20 protein-coding genes are annotated in these 17795 nt (G+C 59.0%); 12 read left to right on the plus strand and 8 right to left on the minus strand.

Going from position 1 to position 17795, the window contains the following annotated elements:
* Nucleotides 1-21: 21 nt before the first annotated feature.
* A complete protein-coding gene (locus GOV80_RS15910; RefSeq protein WP_170786215.1) occupies nucleotides 22-1530 on the minus strand; it encodes a PAS-domain containing protein in 1509 nt (502 codons plus the stop codon).
* A 64-nt stretch (nucleotides 1531-1594) separates the two neighbouring features.
* Nucleotides 1595-2992, minus strand: coding sequence for a sensor histidine kinase RegB (gene regB, locus GOV80_RS15915; protein ID WP_170786217.1), 1398 nt, complete (start codon nucleotides 2990-2992; stop codon nucleotides 1595-1597).
* 93 nt (nucleotides 2993-3085) lie between these two features.
* Here regB and GOV80_RS15920 point away from each other — a divergent pair, with 93 nt between their 5' ends.
* The 4 genes from GOV80_RS15920 to GOV80_RS15935 all read left to right on the plus strand — a co-directional run bounded on the left by GOV80_RS15920 (nucleotide 3086) and on the right by GOV80_RS15935 (nucleotide 5341).
* Nucleotides 3086-3706, plus strand: a complete 621-nt coding sequence (locus tag GOV80_RS15920; protein ID WP_170771285.1) for an SCO family protein — start codon at nucleotides 3086-3088, stop codon at nucleotides 3704-3706.
* Nucleotides 3707-3792: 86 nt separating this feature from the next.
* Entirely contained in the window at nucleotides 3793-4347 is a 555-nt protein-coding gene (locus GOV80_RS15925) for an ActR/PrrA/RegA family redox response regulator transcription factor (RefSeq protein ID WP_170771283.1), read from the plus strand.
* A gap of 14 nt (nucleotides 4348-4361) precedes the next feature.
* Nucleotides 4362-4868, plus strand: coding sequence for a DUF2199 domain-containing protein (locus GOV80_RS15930; RefSeq protein WP_170786220.1), 507 nt, complete (start codon nucleotides 4362-4364; stop codon nucleotides 4866-4868).
* Nucleotides 4869-4969: 101 nt separating this feature from the next.
* Entirely contained in the window at nucleotides 4970-5341 is a 372-nt protein-coding gene (locus GOV80_RS15935) for a VOC family protein (protein ID WP_170771279.1), read from the plus strand.
* Here GOV80_RS15935 and GOV80_RS15940 read toward each other — a convergent pair.
* Entirely contained in the window at nucleotides 5338-5931 is a 594-nt protein-coding gene (locus GOV80_RS15940) for an HD domain-containing protein (protein WP_170771277.1), read from the minus strand. The two genes, GOV80_RS15935 and GOV80_RS15940, sit on opposite strands and share 4 nt — an antisense overlap.
* 205 nt (nucleotides 5932-6136) lie before the next feature.
* Between GOV80_RS15940 and GOV80_RS15945 the strand changes: the two genes are divergently transcribed.
* From GOV80_RS15945 to GOV80_RS15955, 3 genes are all read left to right on the plus strand, one after another.
* On the plus strand, nucleotides 6137-6457 hold the full coding sequence (locus GOV80_RS15945; protein ID WP_170771275.1) for a hypothetical protein: 321 nt from the start codon (nucleotides 6137-6139) through the stop codon (nucleotides 6455-6457).
* Between the two features lie 101 nt (nucleotides 6458-6558).
* Entirely contained in the window at nucleotides 6559-7947 is a 1389-nt protein-coding gene (gene ahcY, locus GOV80_RS15950) for an adenosylhomocysteinase (protein ID WP_170771582.1), read from the plus strand.
* Nucleotides 7948-7960: 13 nt separating this feature from the next.
* Nucleotides 7961-8707 carry an extensin-like domain-containing protein gene (locus GOV80_RS15955; protein WP_170786222.1) on the plus strand — a complete coding sequence of 249 codons (747 nt, stop codon included), beginning with the start codon at nucleotides 7961-7963 and terminating at the stop codon, nucleotides 8705-8707.
* Nucleotides 8708-8739: 32 nt separating this feature from the next.
* Here the strand turns inward: GOV80_RS15955 and GOV80_RS15960 are convergent, their stop codons facing one another.
* A complete protein-coding gene (locus GOV80_RS15960; protein WP_214648038.1) occupies nucleotides 8740-9816 on the minus strand; it encodes an L-dopachrome tautomerase-related protein in 1077 nt (358 codons plus the stop codon).
* A gap of 92 nt (nucleotides 9817-9908) precedes the next feature.
* On the opposite strand from GOV80_RS15960, the gene GOV80_RS15965 reads away from it, so the two are divergent.
* Both GOV80_RS15965 and GOV80_RS15970 read left to right on the plus strand, forming a co-directional pair.
* On the plus strand, nucleotides 9909-10784 hold the full coding sequence (locus tag GOV80_RS15965) for a LysR family transcriptional regulator (RefSeq protein ID WP_170786227.1): 876 nt from the start codon (nucleotides 9909-9911) through the stop codon (nucleotides 10782-10784).
* Nucleotides 10785-10910: 126 nt separating this feature from the next.
* Nucleotides 10911-11252, plus strand: a complete 342-nt coding sequence (locus GOV80_RS15970) for a DUF2853 family protein (protein WP_170786229.1) — start codon at nucleotides 10911-10913, stop codon at nucleotides 11250-11252.
* Between the two features lie 204 nt (nucleotides 11253-11456).
* Here GOV80_RS15970 and GOV80_RS15975 read toward each other — a convergent pair whose 3' ends face one another.
* The 4 genes from GOV80_RS15975 to tsaD are packed head-to-tail and all read right to left on the minus strand — an operon-like array spanning nucleotide 11457 to nucleotide 14197.
* Nucleotides 11457-11879: an EVE domain-containing protein gene (locus tag GOV80_RS15975; protein WP_170786231.1), complete on the minus strand. Its 423-nt coding sequence runs from the start codon at nucleotides 11877-11879 to the stop codon at nucleotides 11457-11459.
* Nucleotides 11879-12148 (minus strand): YciI family protein, encoded by a 270-nt coding sequence (locus tag GOV80_RS15980; protein ID WP_170786233.1) that lies wholly within the window; start codon nucleotides 12146-12148, stop codon nucleotides 11879-11881. The genes GOV80_RS15975 and GOV80_RS15980 overlap by 1 nt, the downstream gene beginning before the upstream one ends.
* A gap of 1 nt (nucleotide 12149) precedes the next feature.
* Nucleotides 12150-13106, minus strand: a complete 957-nt coding sequence (locus GOV80_RS15985; RefSeq protein WP_170786235.1) for an NAD(P)H-dependent glycerol-3-phosphate dehydrogenase — start codon at nucleotides 13104-13106, stop codon at nucleotides 12150-12152.
* Entirely contained in the window at nucleotides 13103-14197 is a 1095-nt protein-coding gene (gene tsaD / locus GOV80_RS15990; protein ID WP_170786237.1) for a tRNA (adenosine(37)-N6)-threonylcarbamoyltransferase complex transferase subunit TsaD, read from the minus strand. Before tsaD ends, GOV80_RS15985 begins: the two co-directional genes overlap by 4 nt.
* Nucleotides 14198-14282: 85 nt before the next feature.
* Here tsaD and GOV80_RS15995 point away from each other — a divergent pair, with 85 nt between their 5' ends.
* Genes GOV80_RS15995 through GOV80_RS16005 form a run of 3 tightly spaced genes read left to right on the plus strand, consistent with a single transcriptional unit; the run spans nucleotide 14283 to nucleotide 17760 of the window.
* Nucleotides 14283-15008, plus strand: a complete 726-nt coding sequence (locus GOV80_RS15995) for a uroporphyrinogen-III synthase (RefSeq protein WP_237215880.1) — start codon at nucleotides 14283-14285, stop codon at nucleotides 15006-15008.
* Nucleotides 15009-15062: 54 nt separating this feature from the next.
* Complete coding sequence (locus tag GOV80_RS16000) at nucleotides 15063-16253, plus strand: COG4223 family protein (RefSeq protein WP_170786240.1); 1191 nt, start codon at nucleotides 15063-15065, stop codon at nucleotides 16251-16253.
* 10 nt (nucleotides 16254-16263) lie between these two features.
* Nucleotides 16264-17760, plus strand: a complete 1497-nt coding sequence (locus tag GOV80_RS16005; protein WP_170786242.1) for a heme biosynthesis protein HemY — start codon at nucleotides 16264-16266, stop codon at nucleotides 17758-17760.
* Nucleotides 17761-17795: the final 35 nt, after the last annotated feature.

Genomic DNA, 17795 nt, shown 5'->3' on the forward strand with positions numbered 1-17795 from the left:
CCCGGTTGGCTGCAACCCGGTTCAGGCGCTGATCTGGTGAATATCCTGACTTATCATCGCGTCCGCATCCGGTGAAAACCGCACGATCGTCGCGCCGTTCTGCATCGGGCACAAGGTGCAGATCAGGCGCGTGCCATTACGCAATCGCAGGTCCGCGGACCACTCGGATCGGTTTTCGCGCATGGCTACGAAATCTCGGATTTCGCCAAGGACCGGCGTTGCCAGGCATTGATCCTGCCAGCCCCGTGTCACATCAAGGATCGAGTCCGGCTCGAACCCGCTGTCGTCGGTTTCACCCCACAATTCCTGATAGGCGTAATTGGTGAAAGCTAGGGTTCCATCCGCACCAAACACAGCGATTGCATCCGCCAGCTTGTCCAGAATGGATTGCATCAGGTCCATCTCGGACCGGAAGCGGCGGGTCAGGGTGATCTCGGCCGTGATGTCCTCGAACAGAAAGGCGACGGCACCGTCAGGGTGTGGGCGGCCGCTGACCGAATAGACCGAGCCCGAGGGCAGGGACCATGTTTCTTGATAATTCCCGTCTTCGGCCGCTTCGAGAAGATCGTTCATCTGGCTGCGCCAACCGCGGTAATTTTTGGGTTCGGGCATCATGTGCTGATCGCGCAGCCGGTCGAAAAAGCTGGACAGGCTAGGTCGACAACTGAGGAAATCGGGCGGCAGGGCGGTCAGGTCGATCAGGGCGGGGTTGAACAGGGCCAACTGACGGTTTCGGTCGAAAATGGCCAGTCCGATGGACAGCTGTGCGAACGTCTTGGTCATCGTCTGCACAAATTTGCGCTGGGCGGTTTCGGCGTCGACGATGGCATTGATATCGACTGCATAGCACAAATGCCCCTCGGGGTGATCGGACAGCGTCAGATCGAACCAAAGCTTGCTGTCGCTACCCTCGGTCGAGATCGAAACGCGCGACTTTCCTGACGGTTTTGCGTCGTCTTCAAGGCCCGGAAAGAGCGGTGCGGTCAGGTCCGTATCCTGCCCGCGCACTTTGCGTACCAATGCAATATAGGCCGCATTGCACCAGCGCACATTGGATTGGCGATCCAACAGCCATACTGGATAGGGCGCCCGTTCCATTGCCAACCGGATCGGATCATTGCTGTCCCGATGCGCGATTGATGTGCACCCACCGCTGTCGCGTAATTGAACCCGTACAATCCCATCGATCCATTCGCACAGGACATCGCGTTCTACCGTGCAATCAATCGCGGGGATCACCATGTTGCCTTCGTGCCGGATACGTTCGGGCGTTTCGGGGAACGAGGGGAAATCCCGCTGCAACAGACGGCGCAGGTCCGGCCAGTCGCGCAGGTCGTCAAACCCCTCAAGCGCGATGTCCGAATGGCTGATCAAACGATCCCCATCAAACAGAAACACCGCATCGAACAGCGACGAGGGCGAGGACAGGCCGAAATTGTCGCCCCTGTGCCTGCGACGTGGCAGCAGCCACTGCACCGCGAGACTGGCAGAAACCAGACCGATAACAGCCAGAATGATCCAGTCCACCATGAGTTCCTCGCAGGGTTGCTCGTGGCGTCGGATAATGGGTTGCAATGGTTAACAGGGTCTTAACTCAGACCTCAATGCGCTGATTGGCACCGGATGGCACAGGGGTGTCGCCGGTCTGGGCATCCAGCAATTTGCGGGGCCATGTGACCCTGACGATTGCCCCCCGGTGATCGGGATTATCGGAATAGGTCTGATAGGGGTCCGAGCCATTGGCAAAGTCCAGCTCGGCCCCGGTCCGTTCCAGCAGCGTTTTGGCAATGAACAGACCCAGCCCCATACCTTCATATTCCGGGCGCGCGCGCTGGTCCGTCTCGGCGCGGCGGCGGCGCATGAACGGGTCACCGATACGGCCGATCATCTGTGAAGGATACCCGCGCCCGTCATCCATGATGTGGACGGTAATCTGATCGGCGGTCCACTCGGCCTCGACCCAAACATTGGCGCGGGCGAAATCCACAGCGTTCTGGATCAGGTTGCGCAGCCCGTGGATGATCTCGGGCTTACGCAGGATCGAGGGTTGTTGCACATCGCCGTCATCGGCGGGCCCTTCCAGGAAATGAACGCTCTTGCCTCGGTTGATATGCGGCTCAGCGGCTTCATGCACCACGGTGGATAGCGGGGCTTGCCGCAAATGCAGGTCGTCCTTGCCTGCCCGACCCATGTCACGCAGGATATCGCGGCACCGGTTGGCCTGTTCGCGGATCAGGGCGGCGTCTTCCTTCAGGTCGGGGCGGTCGTCCAGTTCCTCATAGAGTTCAGAGCTGGTCAGCTTGATCGTGGCCAGCGGCGTGCCCAACTCATGCGCGGCGGCGGCGACCACGCCGCCCAGATCAGTCAGCTTCTGTTCCCGCGCCAGCGCCATGTGGGTAGCGGACAACGCGTCAGACATGGATTGCACCTCAGAGCTGACCCGATGGGAATAGGCCCCCAGAAAGACGATGGCGATCACGATGGCGGCCCAGTTGCCGAACAGCAGGATGTCGGGGATATCCAGATCCATGCCCACATCCGTGCGCAGCGGCACATGAAACTCGGCCAGCAGGGTGGTCAGCGCGATAGCCACACCGCCGATGATCAGGGTCGAGCGTGTGCTCATCACGCTGGCCGAAATCGTGACCGGCCCCACCAGCAGCAGGGCAAACGGATTGTTCAGCCCGCCCGTCAGATACAAAAGGATAGTCAGTTGCAGCAGGTCGAACAGCACCATCAGGAAGTTTTCGAACTCGGACAGGCGCTTGTTGCGAGGAAAAACAAGGATCGCCGTTAGGTTTCCCAAGACCGAAACACCGATCGCCAGATAACACAGCATCACGTCAAGCTGCACACCATAGGTCTGTTGCGCGACGGTGATGGCGGTGATCTGGCCGATGATGGCCACCCAGCGCAACAGGATCAGCGTGCGCAGCCTGATCCAGCTGCTGCGTTCCTGCCCGCGCCAAAATGTGATGTTGGAATTGGCCATGTGTCCATTATGTCCTGTTGCATCGGCTGATCATCTTGATAGGTGTCCGGGCCGAAACGATCAACAACCCCTCTGATCTTTAGGATTGATGCCATGGTCCGCCTTTACGCCATTCTCGCCACAATCGTTCTTGCCATTGGTCTGGGGGCGATGTGGTTGCTGACGCGCGGAGGAGGATCTGACGACAAGTTCGCGCAATGCCGGTCCAGCCAGATTGCAGGCGGCACCGCCGCCATTGGTGGACCGTTCGAGCTGATCAACGGCGAAGGTCAAGCCGTCACCGATACCGACGTGATCACCGAACCCACGCTGGTCTATTTCGGCTACACCTTCTGCCCCGATGTCTGCCCCTTCGATATGTCCCGCAATGCCGAGGCCGTGGATATTTTGGAAACCCGCGGCCAGTCGGTGACGCCGCTGTTCATCTCGATCGATCCGGACCGCGACACGCCCGAAGTTGTGGCTGACTATGCCTTCAACCTGGGTGGAAAGACCATCGCGCTGACCGGTTCGGCCGAACAGGTCAAGGCTGCGAGCCAAGCTTACAAGACCTATTACAAGGCCCATGACAAAAGCGACGAATACTATCTGGTCGATCATTCCACCTTTACTTATCTGGTCACACCTCAGGACGGGTTTATCGAGTTTTTCAACCGGAATGACACAGCCCAGCAGATGGCGGATAAGGTCGGGTGCTTCCTGGACAAGATCTAGGACTTAATGGCCTGTTTGACCTTTGCCTTGGCGCTGCTATTACTCAGTACCAAGCCAACGGCGTGAAATAGCGGAAAGAATAGAATATGGCGGACAGCTCTGACCTGGATATCGGCCCGGATAAATCCCTGCTTCTGGTGGATGATGACGAGCCCTTTCTGAGACGTCTGGCCAAGGCCATGGAAAAGCGCGGTTTCGAGGTTGAGACCGCAGGCTCGGTCGCCGCAGGACGGGCCATTTCCACCGCCCGCCCACCTGCCTACGCGGTTGTGGATTTGCGGCTTGAGGATGGCAACGGGCTGGACGTGGTCGAAGTGCTGCGTGAAAAGCGCCCCGACAGCCGGGTCGTGGTTCTGACCGGCTATGGCGCTATTGCTACTGCCGTGGCCGCCGTAAAGATTGGCGCGACCGACTACCTGTCGAAACCCGCCGATGCCACCGACATCACCAATGCGCTGCTTACCAAAGATGACGAGCTGCCGCCGCCCCCGGAAAACCCTATGAGTGCCGACCGCGTACGTTGGGAGCATATCCAGAGGGTCTATGAACTGTGTGACCGGAACGTCTCGGAAACCGCGAGGCGGCTCAACATGCACCGCCGGACTTTGCAGCGAATTTTGGCGAAGCGCAGCCCGCGGTGAAGCGGATTTTTTGAATGTCATTCAGCTTTAAGTGTAAAACTTGTGGCGAGAGACATGAAGTTCTTCCGAGTTTCGGGCCCGAGGCTCCACTAAGCTACGCGGTTTTGGATGAAGAAGACCAAAAATCACGCGCCGAGCTTGGCACTGATGATTGCATCATTGATGATCAATACTATTTTGTTCGGGGTAGGTTGCAGCTCCCTATCATAGGACAAACTGAACCCTTTGTATGGTTGGTCTGGTGTTCATTAAGCCTAGACAGTTATGCGCAATGGCGAGAAATGTTTGGTGAAAAAAAGCGAGCGCATGTTGGCCCATTTTTTGGTTGGTTGAATGTTCAGCTCCCCTTTTATGAGGACACTTTGAATCTTGCTACTTCTGTTCAATTGGTTGACGCTGGATCCCGACCGCTCGTCACAGTTCACGAAGCAGACAACCAGCTGTACTTCGATCAGCGTGACGGGCTGTCCCAGGCAAAGGTGGAAATGATGGTCCACGACCTTTTGCATCCGGAACTGTAATTTTCAGAAACCTCATGTCACAGCTTCGTGACTTGCACCTCTGCGCCCTGAGACCAAGTGATCGCTTCTGGAAAACACTTAACAAGACAGGAACTTCATAGATGATCGGCTATGTGACCATCGGCGTCTCGGATATGGAACGCGCGAAGAAATTCTATACGGAACTGCTTTCGGATCGCGGCGCAAAGGTGGTCAACGATGTAGGGCGCATCGCGTTTATCGGAACCAAACCCGGAGAGGCGATGTTGGCCGTCTGCGAGCCCTATGACGGAAATGAATGCTCTGTTGGCAATGGCGTCATGATCTCGTTTGCCGCCGAATCCGAGGATGAGATCAAAACGCTCTATAATAAAGCCCTCAGCCTTGGTGCAACCGATGAAGGCGCGCCGGGTGTCCGTGTGCCGGGTCGGTTCACTGGCGCTTATGTGCGAGACCACGACGGCAACAAAATCTGCTTTTATATGTTTGCTTAAAGCTGTGCCAAGAGGGCGGCGTGTCTGTCCGTGTAAGCACGCCGTACCTCGATCGGGGGGCGCAGAACGATGTTCAGCCCCTCCATCGCGGTCTTGTCGGGGTGTCCAAAAAACTTCGTCGCCTCGGCCTCGGAAAAGCCTGCGATCTGCGTGGCCTCCATCCAGGCGCTGATCTTGTCGGCCTTTTTTATCTGACGCTTCACCGTTTTCGGCATGGCGGCGGGCAGGCCGAACCGAATGTGGATCGCCGCGGCCAACCGGTCATCCAGCGCGCCATAGTCGGGACCGACGGCGGATTTGACTGGAGAAATCATATCTCCAATCACGTATTCGGGGGCGTCATGTAACAAAGCAGCCAACCGCCATTTGACCGGAGCCTTCGGGGCGATGCGGCCATAGAGTTCTTCGACCAGCAGCGAATGTTCGGCCACGGAATAAGCAAAATCCCCCGCCGTCTGACCGTTCCAGCGCGCCACAAAGGCCAGTCCATGGGCGATATCTTCGATCTCGATATCCACCGGGGTCGGATCCAGCAGATCCAGCCTGCGGCCAGACAGCATCCTCTGCCATGCGCGGGGTTGTGTTGCCATTATACCATGCCTTGTCCGAACAGCCGCGATTGCGCCGCAATTTTGTGGTATGGTTTACCTGTCAAGATCACCAGCTGCCAACTTTTTCTTGAGCATTCGTGCTTTGAACAAGTGCGCGGTGATACCGACATGAAGTACCGAGGGGGGCGCATGCTTCTCCCGGTGTGCCCCTCTCGATTGAAACCAGAATCGAAAGGAGCTTGTTATGTTCAAGCGTTTGTTTGGAATTGCACTGGCCTTTGGCATGGCCGCCACTGCCCCTCCGGCGTTTGCCCAGCAGCAAAGTTGTGCGCAGCGTGACCACGTGATCGCCAAGCTACAAGACAGCTATTCGGAACAGCTGGCGTTTGGCGGATTGCAGAAATCACGCGGCGGGCAATCGGTGATGGAGGTTTGGACCTCACGGGAAACGGGAAGCTATACCGTTTTGGTGACCCATGCGAACGGCCTGAGTTGTATCGTCGCCGTTGGCACCGATTTTTTCGAAGCGATCCCCAAGATCAAGGTAGAAGGCACGCCTAGCTAAGTTTGGCGCATAAAATCCCGTTTCCGGCCATCTGCGTTGCCACGTCCCCAAAGGGATGCTAGGGGCAACCCGGACCAAGATTTACCGGAATGGAGTACCTGATGGCCGGGGACTATATCGTCAAAGACATTTCATTGGCCGGGTTCGGCCGCAAAGAGCTGGATATTGCCGAAACCGAGATGCCGGGGCTGATGTCCCTGCGTGCGGAATATGGCGAAAGCAAGCCGCTAAGCGGTGCGCGGATCGTCGGCTCTCTGCACATGACCATCCAAACCGCTGTTCTGATCGAAACGCTGGTGGCGCTGGGCGCGGATGTGCGCTGGGCGTCGTGCAACATCTTCTCGACCCAAGACCATGCTGCCGCTGCGATTGCCGAGGCCGGTATCCCCGTCTTCGCCATCAAAGGCCAGACGCTGGAAGAACATTGGGATTATCTGGACAAGTCCTTCCTGTTCGACGAGGGCCCGAACATGATCCTGGACGATGGCGGCGACGCGACGCTGTACATCCTGCTGGGCGCGCGTGCCGAAGCGGGCGAAGACATCATCCCCGTTCCGGGTTCGGAAGAGGAAGAGGTGATCAAGAAGCAGATCGCCAAGCGCATGGCCGCAAGTCCGGGCTGGTTCACCAAGATGCGCGATCAGATCCAGGGTGTGTCTGAGGAAACCACCACCGGCGTGAACCGCCTGTATCAACTGGTTAAAGACGGCCACCTGCCGTTCCCGGCAATCAACGTCAATGACTCGGTCACCAAATCGAAGTTTGACAACAAATATGGCTGTAAGGAATCGCTGGTTGACGGTATCCGCCGCGCTACCGACACCATGATGGCCGGCAAGGTTGCCGTCGTCTGCGGCTATGGCGACGTAGGCAAAGGGTCGGCCGCCTCACTGCGCGGTGCCGGTGCCCGGGTGAAAGTCACTGAGGTTGATCCGATCTGCGCGCTACAGGCCGCGATGGACGGGTTCGAGGTGACACTGCTGGAAGACGAAGTTTCCAGCGCGGATATCTTCATCACCACCACCGGCAACAAGGATGTGATCCGCATCGAGCATATGCGCGAGATGAAGGATATGGCCATCGTCGGCAACATCGGTCACTTCGACAACGAAATTCAGGTGGCCAGCCTGAAGAACCACAAGTGGACCAACATCAAAGAACAGGTGGACATGATCGAGATGCCCTCGGGCAATCGTCTGATCCTGCTGTCCGAAGGCCGGTTGCTGAACCTCGGCAACGCCACGGGCCACCCCTCGTTCGTGATGTCGGCGTCCTTCACCAACCAGGTTCTGGCGCAGATCGAGCTGTTTACCAAGGGTGATGAGTACGAAAACAAGGTCTATATCCTGCCAAAGCATCTGGATGAAAAAGTCGCGCGTCTGCATCTGGACCGGATCGGCGTGAAGCTGACCCAGATGGATAGCGAACAGGCGGCCTATATCGGCGTGAAACCCGAAGGCCCCTATAAGCCCGAGCACTACCGCTATTGATCGCGGATCGGGTATGACGAAACGCACAGGACGCCGCCGGTTCACGCAACTGGCGGCGTCTTTCTTTTCCATCATCGTATTTCTATTTCTTGTTGGCTCAGCCGTGTTTCTGCTGTTGACGCACCCGAAATCACCCTTGCCTGACCATTGGAACCCCCTGCGCGATCTGTCGATTACGGCCCCCGTTTCTCTGGTTACGCGGTTTCAGTTGAACCGTGCTCTGGCGGATAAGGCGCAATGCAAGGCGGTACTGTCTGCGGACGAAGTGACGTTTGCTGAGATGGAGGATCTGGTCGTCGATCAGAATTGCGGGATCAGCGGACGGGGCCTGCTGTCGCGCCTTGCTACCGCAGATGTACGAGGGGTTGAGACGCGCTGCACCACAGCTCTGCGTCTTGCCATGTGGGAACATCACGTGGTTCAGCCGGCTGCGCGGGACATCTTGGGCACAGAAGCGCGCGCGCTGCGGCATCTGGGCAGCTATAACTGCCGCCGGATGCGGACCGCGCAGGGGCAGGACAGCCGGTGGAGCAGTCATGCAACCGCGGACTCCATTGATATCGTAGGGGTCGATCTGGCTGATGGTCGCACGGTGAACCTGTTGCGGGATTGGTCAGCCGGGGGACCAGAAGCTGAATTTCTGCGCCGGATCGGACGCGGTGCTTGTGATTGGTTCCGCGTAGTGCTGAGCCCCAATTTCAACAAGTTGCACGCGGACCACTTCCATTTGCAGGGGCCGGGCTGGGGCTATTGCAGGTAATCCGGCCCCGAAAAACGAGGCCGGAGATTGGCTTAGCGTCCGCTGACCGCATCAGCCAGCGATTTGAACCGGACGATCTTGTAGATACCCTTCGAGGCATCCTCGCCATTGTTCAGAACGGGAGAGCGGTGCAACTCGTTAATCGTGGCATAGACATACCCATCCGCACCGATCGAAAACCCGTCCGGCCACGGCAATTCATCATCCGACTGGAACAGCACTTCATAGCTGCCATCCGGTTTGGTGACGCCCAGCGCATTGTCCGTCATCGCGGTGATATAGACATTGCCGCCGGTATCCACGGTTGACCCATCCGAGATCGGCTTGTCGCCATAGCGTTCAACCTTGGCCTCTAGATCGGCATCCGACAGGCTTTCATCCAGCAGGGCAGTGGTGGGGATGCGGTACATCGCACTTGCTGTCATTGGGGCGAAGTAAACCCATGTGTTGGTCGGATCGACGGTGATCGGGTTGATGCCGATTTTGGCCGGATTGCCGCCCAGCGTGATCTCGCGCCCGTCAATCACCATCGGCGTATCTTCGGGGATCGTGTATTGCGACCCCTCCAGAACGCGCCGCGCGCGTCCGGTCTCCAGATCAACAACGATAATGGCCGAGTTCTGACCGTCACCGGTATCCGAGATATAGATAGCCCCGTGATCGCGGTCTACAGCCAGATCATTCAGGAATGAGGTCGGCCGCGCCACAGGCGCACCGATATAATGGATCGCGCGCAGGGTTTCGGTTTTGGTGTCCCAGCCGACGACGCGCCCGGTCTGGTTTTCGCCCTGACCATCCAGCATCCAAAGGATACCATCCCGATCCGCACGCAGGCCCAAAACGCCGTTCAACCCATCCGCATCGTCGTTGGGTGCGCGGGCCCAGTCTTCGGTCGGGTAAGGCTTGGTGGAGCCATCAGGCATCACCTCAACCACGCGCAATTCAGGGCCGTAGAATTCATGCACCGACATGAACATGCGCCCATCTGGGCCAATGGCCAAATTGCCCGGAGGCATGGCCTTTTCAAACTCAAGATAAGTTTCCAACTCGGCTGCTGCGGCGGGCAGGGCCAGCGCAAGCGCGCATGTGGCTGCATAGAGTGATTTCATCAGGTCCTCCTCTGGTGATGTCAGAGCAGATACCATTTGAAATTTTCCGCGATAACTGGCTCAATATTGAAACCAGCGTTAGGAATTTTCGAATGTATCATGTGAATGATCTGCTGACCTTTGTCTCGGTCGCGAAAACCGGCGGCGTGGGGTCCGCCGCCAAAGCGCAGGGGATCTCGGCGGCGACAGTCAGCCATCGCATCACGAAACTTGAGGAGGTTCTGAACCTCAAACTCTTCCACCGTAACAGCCGCAAAGTACAACTGACCGATGAGGGGCTGATCTTTCTGGATCGGATCGAACCGCTTTTGGCCGATCTGCGCGAGGCCGAACTGGATGCCGGCAGCGGCAGCGGGGCATTGCGTGGGCATCTGCGCGTCACGCTTTCCCCGTGGATTCTGTCGCGCTTTATTATGCCGGTGATGAGCTCGTTTCAGGCCGAAAACCCGGACCTGACGGTCGAGTTTCTGGCCGTTGACCGCTATGTCTCGCTGGTGGACGAAGGGATCGACTGTGCGATCCGGGTTGGGCGGCTGGCCGATAGCACGCTAAAGGCGCGCAAACTCAGCGACAATGACCGGATCATCTGTGCCGCGCCCTCGTTTTGCGACACGCATGGCACGCCGCAGTCGGTCGAAGACCTGCGCGTGATGCGCTGGGCGTGCCTGCCGTGGCAGACGCGGTTGGATATAACGGATGGACATAGCGCCACGCAATTCACGATCCCCCGGGGTATTGCCGTGTCGAACTCGGACATGCTGACCGAGGCAGCGGTGCAGGGGCTGGGTCTGGCTGTCAAATCCCGACTGGCGGTTCAGCGAGAACTGGAAAGCGGTGCCTTGATCGAGGTTCTGCCCGGGTGCCTGCGATCCCCCGATGCGCCGATTTCCTTCGTGCATGCGGGCAGCGCCACCGCCGGGCGCAAGGTGCGGGCGTTCTCGGAATTGGCAAGCCGCGCCTTCCATTAGGTGCGGCTGCGGGGGGAAACCCGCCAAATTTCCCCTTTGTGGCCTGCGTCCAACATATTAACCTATCTGCACTTGTTTCAAGGTTTCAAACAACAGCGGCCCTGCCGCCTTACCGGAGAGTTATTTATGGGAAAACGCGACGAGTTGATCGCCAAATATGCCGAAGACCTGAAATCCAAATGCGGCATGGATGCGGATATGGATCTGTTGACCAAGGTCACGATTGGCTGCGGCCCGGCGATTTACGATGCAGATGCCTCGACCGTGGCGGCAACACAGGAAGGTGAGATCGAGACGGTCAAGAACAACTTCCTGATCAAGAAATTGGGCCTGTCAGACGGCCCTGCGCTGGACGAGGCGATTCAGTCGGTTCTGGATACCTATGGACAGTCCGAGCGCAATAAGTACCGCGCGGTCGTCTACTACATGCTGACCAAGCATTTCGGAAAAGAGTCGGTTTACGGCTGATGACAAATGCGCCCGCCCCTAAGGCGGGCGTTTTCAATTTTAGGCACTTGGTGTTTGTGCGCGCGGCTGCAAATGGCTAGTGTAAGGATGTGACCAGGACGGTCAGAACCAACAGATTTCTATACGCGTGTGGTGAGTCGGGAGCACGCGGGGTAGGGAAGGTTCTGCATCGTCGGAACCTTCCCTTTTTTAGACTGCTTGAGATTATTCTGCCCGGGTTTGCCCCAAATCGCAGATCACCTTCCATTCGGCATCTGTGACCGGCTGAACCGACAGGCGTGAGTTCTTCACAAGAACCATCTCGGCCAGCCGTTCCTCGGCCTTGATCTGCTCTAGCGTGACGGGTGTCACAAAGGGCCGAACCGCTTTGATATCTACACATTCCCAGCGGTCGTCATCGGTAGTGCTGTCGGGATGGGCGGCGGCGCAGACCTCGACGATGCCAACCACCGCCTTTTCCTTTTGCGAGTGGTAAAAGAACCCCCGGTCGCCCACCGCCATCTGACGCATGAAATTGCGCGCCTGATAGTTGCGCACGCCGTCCCATTCCTCGCCTGCGTCCCCTTTAGCGACCTGCTGGTCCCAGCTCCAGGTCGAGGGTTCGGATTTGAACAGCCAAAATGCCATCAGCCGACGACCTTCTTCCACGCGATCAGATCGACGGACTGGAACAACCCGGCCTTGGCATAGGGGTCATTGTCGGCCCAGGCTTGGGCGGCGGGCATGTCCTCGACCTCAAGAATGATCAGCGAGCCGATCATTGCGTCGCCGTCCAGCAAGGGACCCGCCTGCGCGACTACACCCGTTTCCTCGATATACGCCAGATGATTGGCGCGGTTGTCCAGCCGGGTTTGCAATGCGCCGTCCTTGTCACGGGCGATCAGAGCGATGAGCATATTATTCCTCCTTCAGGGGTCTGTTGAGCAGGGTTTCGATGGCTTGCATGACACTGTAGGTGCCCTGGCTAAGATCCGCCACCGTGGCGCTGATGGGCATGTCCAGACCTTCGGCTTTCGCGATATCCGACATCGCGCGGGCGGTGGCGACACCTTCGACCGTGGTGGTACTGTCAAATGGCTGTTTTCGACTTAAACAAAGGCCAAATCGGTAATTTCTGGACAGTTCAGATGAGCAGGTCAATACCAGATCGCCCAGTCCAGACAGGCCCATCAAGGTCTCGGACCGCGCGCCACGCATCAGGGCAAAACGCTGCATTTCAGCAAATCCCCGCGTCATCAGCGCAGCGCGGGCGCTGTCGCCCAAACCGGCTCCGATCGCTGCTCCGCAAGCGATGGCCATGACGTTTTTCAACGCGCCGCCCAGTTCCGCCCCGATCAGATCTGTGGTGCGGTACAGGCGCAGGTTCGCCGTGGTCAGGTCATGCTGTAGCTCATGCGCATCCTCAGCGCAGGCCAGCGTCAGCGCGGTGGGCAATCCGCGTGCGATATCATCGGCAAAGCTCGGGCCGGTCAGCAGGGCAGGGCGCGCGTCGGGAATGGTCTGGCGGATGACCGAGATCGGACCCAGCCCTGTGGACAGTTCAATCCCCTTGCAGCAAGCCACCAGCGTTTTCCCGGTCAGAACCTCGGCGTGATCCTCTAACGCGCCGCGCAGTTTCTGCATCGGAACCGAGACCAGCAATGTCTGGCTTTCCGCAGCCTGCGTGATGTCAGAGGTCACAGTGATCGCAACTGGCAGCGCCACACGCGGCAACCGTGCCACATTTTCACGCGTGCTTTGCATCTCCCGCGCTTGTTTTGCGTCCCGCGCCCACAGCGTCACCGGTCCGTTCCCCGCCAATGAGATCGCCAGCGCTGTGCCAAACGCGCCCGAACCCAGAACGGACACGCTCATGCCTTGGCCCCTTTCTTGCCGCTGCCCAGCATGGCGGGGCTGGTCTGGTCCAGGGGCCAGCGGGGTCGCGCGGTCAGGTCCAACCCGTCGCGCGCGCCGGTGCGAAACCGCTCGATCCCGGCATAGGCGATCATGGCGGCGTTGTCGGTGCACAGGGCTAGTGGCGGTGCCGTGAAACGCGTGCCTTTCTCAACACAAACAGCCTCTAACGCGGAGCGAATGGCTGAATTTGCTGCGACGCCTCCGGCCACGGCAATCACCGGCTCCGCGGGGTTTTCGTCCAAATACAGATCCATCGCGCGGCGGGTTTTCTCGGCCAGTGTATCCACGATGGCTTGCTGAAATCCGGCGCAAAGGTCGGCGCGGTCCTGACGGGTCAGCCCGCCTTTCTCGGCCACGACCTGATCGCGCATTCGCATCAGGGCAGTCTTCAGGCCTGAAAAGGACAGATCACATCCGGGCCGGTCCAGCAAAGGCCGCGGAAAGCGGAACCGTTTGGGATCACCTGCGCAGGCCTCGGTCTCGACCGCAGGACCACCCGGTTGCGGCAGGCCCAACAGGCGGGCGGTTTTGTCGAACGCCTCGCCCGGCGCGTCGTCGATCGTGCCGCCCAAACGGGTGAAGCGGTCCGGCCCGTGGGCGATCAGGTATTGGCAATGCCCGCCCGAAACCAGCAGCATTAGGTAAGGAAACCCGATCCCGTCAGTCAGGCGCGGCGTCAGCGCGTGGCCTGCCAGATGGTTCACCCCGATCAAAGGCAACCCGGTTGCCGCACTGATCCCCTTTGCGCACATGACGCCGGACATGACGCCTCCGATCAGGCCCGGCCCAGCGGTGACTGCGACGGCATCCATGTCGGACAGGCCCAGTCCGGCATCCGCCAGTGCCTGCACGACGCAGGTATCCAGCTTCTCGGCATGGGCACGGGCGGCAATCTCGGGCACGACGCCGCCAAAGGCGCTGTGCAGCTCGGTTTGGCCATGCACGACAGACGACAAAACCTCGGCCCCGTTTTCGCCATGGCGCACAACGGCGGCGGCTGTGTCGTCACAGCTGCTTTCCAACCCGAGGACAGTAAGTGTTTGCACCATTGGCCTGATCCGTTACACCTTGGTTGCCAAGCGGGGTATCACCCTGCGCGGATGCAAACAATCCCAAGGCCCAAGGCGCCGAACGTTGTATTTGTTGATGACCCGCCCGCGCGCGGCCTCTGAAAGGTTCGTCGCGCAGCTTCCGACCCGCGTCAGGTCTCGGGTGCAGGTCATCTATTCCCCGATTCTGGAAATCAAACCCCTGCCGGTGAGCACGGATATGCGCGGCGTGCAGGGTCTGATCTTTACCTCGGCCAATGCGGTGAACGCGGCGGCCTCAATGGGGGTTGATCGGTCGCTGCCGGCTTTTTGCGTCGGACCGGCGACAACCGGGACGGCCAAGGGCGTCGGATGGGACGCGCAATTGATGGGCCAGACCGCCGAGGAGTTAATCGCAGCCCTTTTGCAAACCCGCCCGCTCAGTCCGCTACTGCACCTGCGCGGCGAGCACAGCCGGGGCAATATTGCCGAGCGGCTGACCGAATCCGGCCTGACCGTGCGCGAACAGCCCGTTTACCAGCAAAACCTGTTACCGCTGACACCGGAGGCGACTGCCGCAGCAAACGGCAAATCCGCTGTTTTGGCCCCGATATTTTCGCCCAGAACGGCGCGACATTTTGCCGACATCTGGCGTGGTTCCGCCCCGCTTTGGGTGGCTGCTATCAGCCAGGCCACCGCCGAACCCCTTTATTCTTTGCCCTATGCGCGGTTGAAGGTCGCGAAAGAGCCGACACCAAAGAAAATGCGTAAGGCCGTTAAAAAACTTGTGAAACATGCGTTGCGGGTTGAGGGCGACGTGGCCACCGACTAACTTAACTGGGTCTGTTGTTCCAAGCATTTCGGATTCGATAAGGGGAATATTGCGGTGGCTGGTAAGAAGAAGTCCGATCAAAAACCGGTGGATGACCCCAAGGTCGAGGAGGCGGTCGATGCTGTTTCCGTATCTGACGAAGCATCGGTTGACGAGGTCGCAGCGCTAGACGAGGCCCCTTCCGAAGCCGAAGCCGAAGCCGAAGCCGAAGCCGAAGCCGAAGCCGAAGCCGAAGCCGAAGCCAACCTTGAACGCTTCAAGGAAAAGATGGCTGATCGTAAGGCGGAAAAACAGAGCGGCTTTATGCCCGCTGTGATCGGTGGGGCCGTCGCCGCAGCGATTGGTTTTGCGGCGGGAAGCGCGGGTATGTTCGGTAGCGGTGACACCGATGCTATAGCCGCGCTTGAGGCCAAGCTGGCTGATCAGGCCAACCAGATCGAGGCTTTGACCAAATCTCTGGCAGATGCGCCGGATGTATCGGCAAAGATCGACGCGTTGACTGGGCAGATTGCGCCGATCACGGCGGATCTGGATGGGGTGAAATCCAGCCTTGATGGCCTGGCCGGGCAGATCGACCCGTTGACCAAACGGCTAACTGATTTGGAAAGCGGGGCCCTGACCCAAGGCGCTACGCCCGAGGCTACGGCAGCATTTGAGGCCGAGTTGAAAAAGCTGCAAGACTCGCTGGCTGCGCAACGGGCTGAGGTTGAAAAGATGGTCTCGGACGCGCAGGCGCTTGAGGTGAAAGCCTCGGCGGAGGCACTGGCAGCGGCCAATGCTGCGATCTTGTCAAAACTGCACGGTCATTTGAATGCGGGCCAACCCTATGACGATTTGTTGTCTGAACTGTCGGCCGGAGGGGTTGATATTCCCGATGCTCTGGCGGCATCGGCAGATAAAGGCGTGGCGTCAGTAGCAACCCTGAATGAAACCTTTGCACCTGCGGCGCGCGCTGCTTTGGCTGATGCGCGTGACGCGGATAAGGGCACGGGGATTGTCGCTTTCCTCCAACGTCAGACTGGAGCGCGGTCGCTGACGCCGCAGGATGGTGACGATCCCGATGCGATCCTGTCGCGCGCGCAGGCGGCGCTGTCAGATGGTGACGTCGCAGGGGCGTTGAGCGAAATTCAATCCCTGCCTGATGCGGCCCGTTCCGCGTTGGCCGAATGGGAACAGGCGGCGCAGGCACGGATATCTGCCGTGGATGCCGCAGATGCGCTTTCCTCTGGCGCGAACTCGAACTGAAGGACCTGCCATGCTGTGGTCGCTGTTAAAAATCCTTGTTTTTGTTGCCATTGTCGGCCTGTTGGCCATGGGTGCTATATTCTTGATGGAGACCGGTGGAGGTCTGACGGTTAAAACAGATCGCTGGGAATTCACCCTCGATGCGTTGAATTCGGTCATCGCGTTGGGTGTGTTGGTTATCGTGATCTGGCTGTTCTTGAAATTGCTGACTCTGCTGGTCGCCACGCTGAAATTCCTCAACGGCGATGAAACGGCCCTGTCGCGTTATTTCGACCGCAGCCGCGAGCAGCGTGGCTATCAGGCTTTGGCCGATGGGCTGATGGCGCTGGCCTCGGGCGAGGGGCGGATTGCCATGTCCAAAGCCGCCAAGGCCGAAAAACTGCTGAACAAGCCTGAACTAACCAATCTGCTGGTGGCACAGGCGGCCGAGATGAATGGTGACACCAAGAAAGCCTCGGATACCTATAAGAAACTGGTGACGAACAACGCCACCCGGTTTGTGGGCGTGCGTGGTATCTTGAAGCAGAAACTGGCCGAGGGTGATGACGATACCGCCCGGAAGCTGGCCGAAAAGGCGCTGGCAATCAAACCGCGCCACGCCGAAACACAAGACATCCTGTTGGGGCTGCAAACCAAGTCGCAGGATTGGGCAGGCGCGCGTTCGACTCTAACGGCCAAGCTCAAGGCTGGTCATCTGCCGCGCGACGTGTTCAAACGCCGTGATGCAGTGCTGGCTCTGTCCGAAGCCAAGGGCATTCTGGAAGAAGGTGCCACGGTCGAACAGCAAGAACACGCGATCGAGGCCAACCGCTTGTCGCCTGATCTGGTTCCTGCCGCTGCGATGGCCGCGCGGGCCTATATCGAAAAGGGTAAGCCGCGCGCCGCGACCAAGATCCTGAAAAAAGCGTGGGAGGTGCAGCCGCATCCCGATCTGGCCCATGCCTTTGCGGAAATCGCGCCGGATGAAACGCCGGATGCGCGGATCAAGCGGTTCGCCGCCCTGACCCGTATCCACCCGGAAAACCCTGAAACGCGCCTGATCCTGGCCGAGTTGAATATCGTGGCCGAGGATTTCCCCGAAGCTCGCCGTGCGCTGGGCGATGTGGTCGAAAAACAAGCCGATGCCCGTGCCTATACGCTGATGGCGGCGATTGAACGGGGCGAGGGCGCCTCGGACGCGGTGGTGCAGGGATGGCTGGCCAAGGCGCTGAACGCGCCGCGCGGGCCGCAATGGGTCTGCGACAACTGCCATGATATCCAGCCCGAATGGGCTCCGGTCTGCCAGAACTGCCACAGCTTTGACACGCTAAGCTGGCAAACCCCGCAAACGCCCGAGATCGCCTCGGCGACCGGTGTTCACATGCTGCCCCTGATCGTTGGCGCGCTTGAAGACAAGGTCGAGCCGGAGGTTGAAAAGCCCGAAGAAGAGGTTGCGCCAGACGTGATCGAAATGGAGGCCGAACCCGTGCGCCCCGATGTCGAGCCTGCGATCGAAGAGAAGGTCTGAGGACTCGGTTCAACGGACATTTTAGAACTTTGATG

It is taken from the genome of Ruegeria lacuscaerulensis, from assembly GCF_013034685.1.
Taxonomy (GTDB): domain Bacteria; phylum Pseudomonadota; class Alphaproteobacteria; order Rhodobacterales; family Rhodobacteraceae; genus Ruegeria; species Ruegeria lacuscaerulensis_B.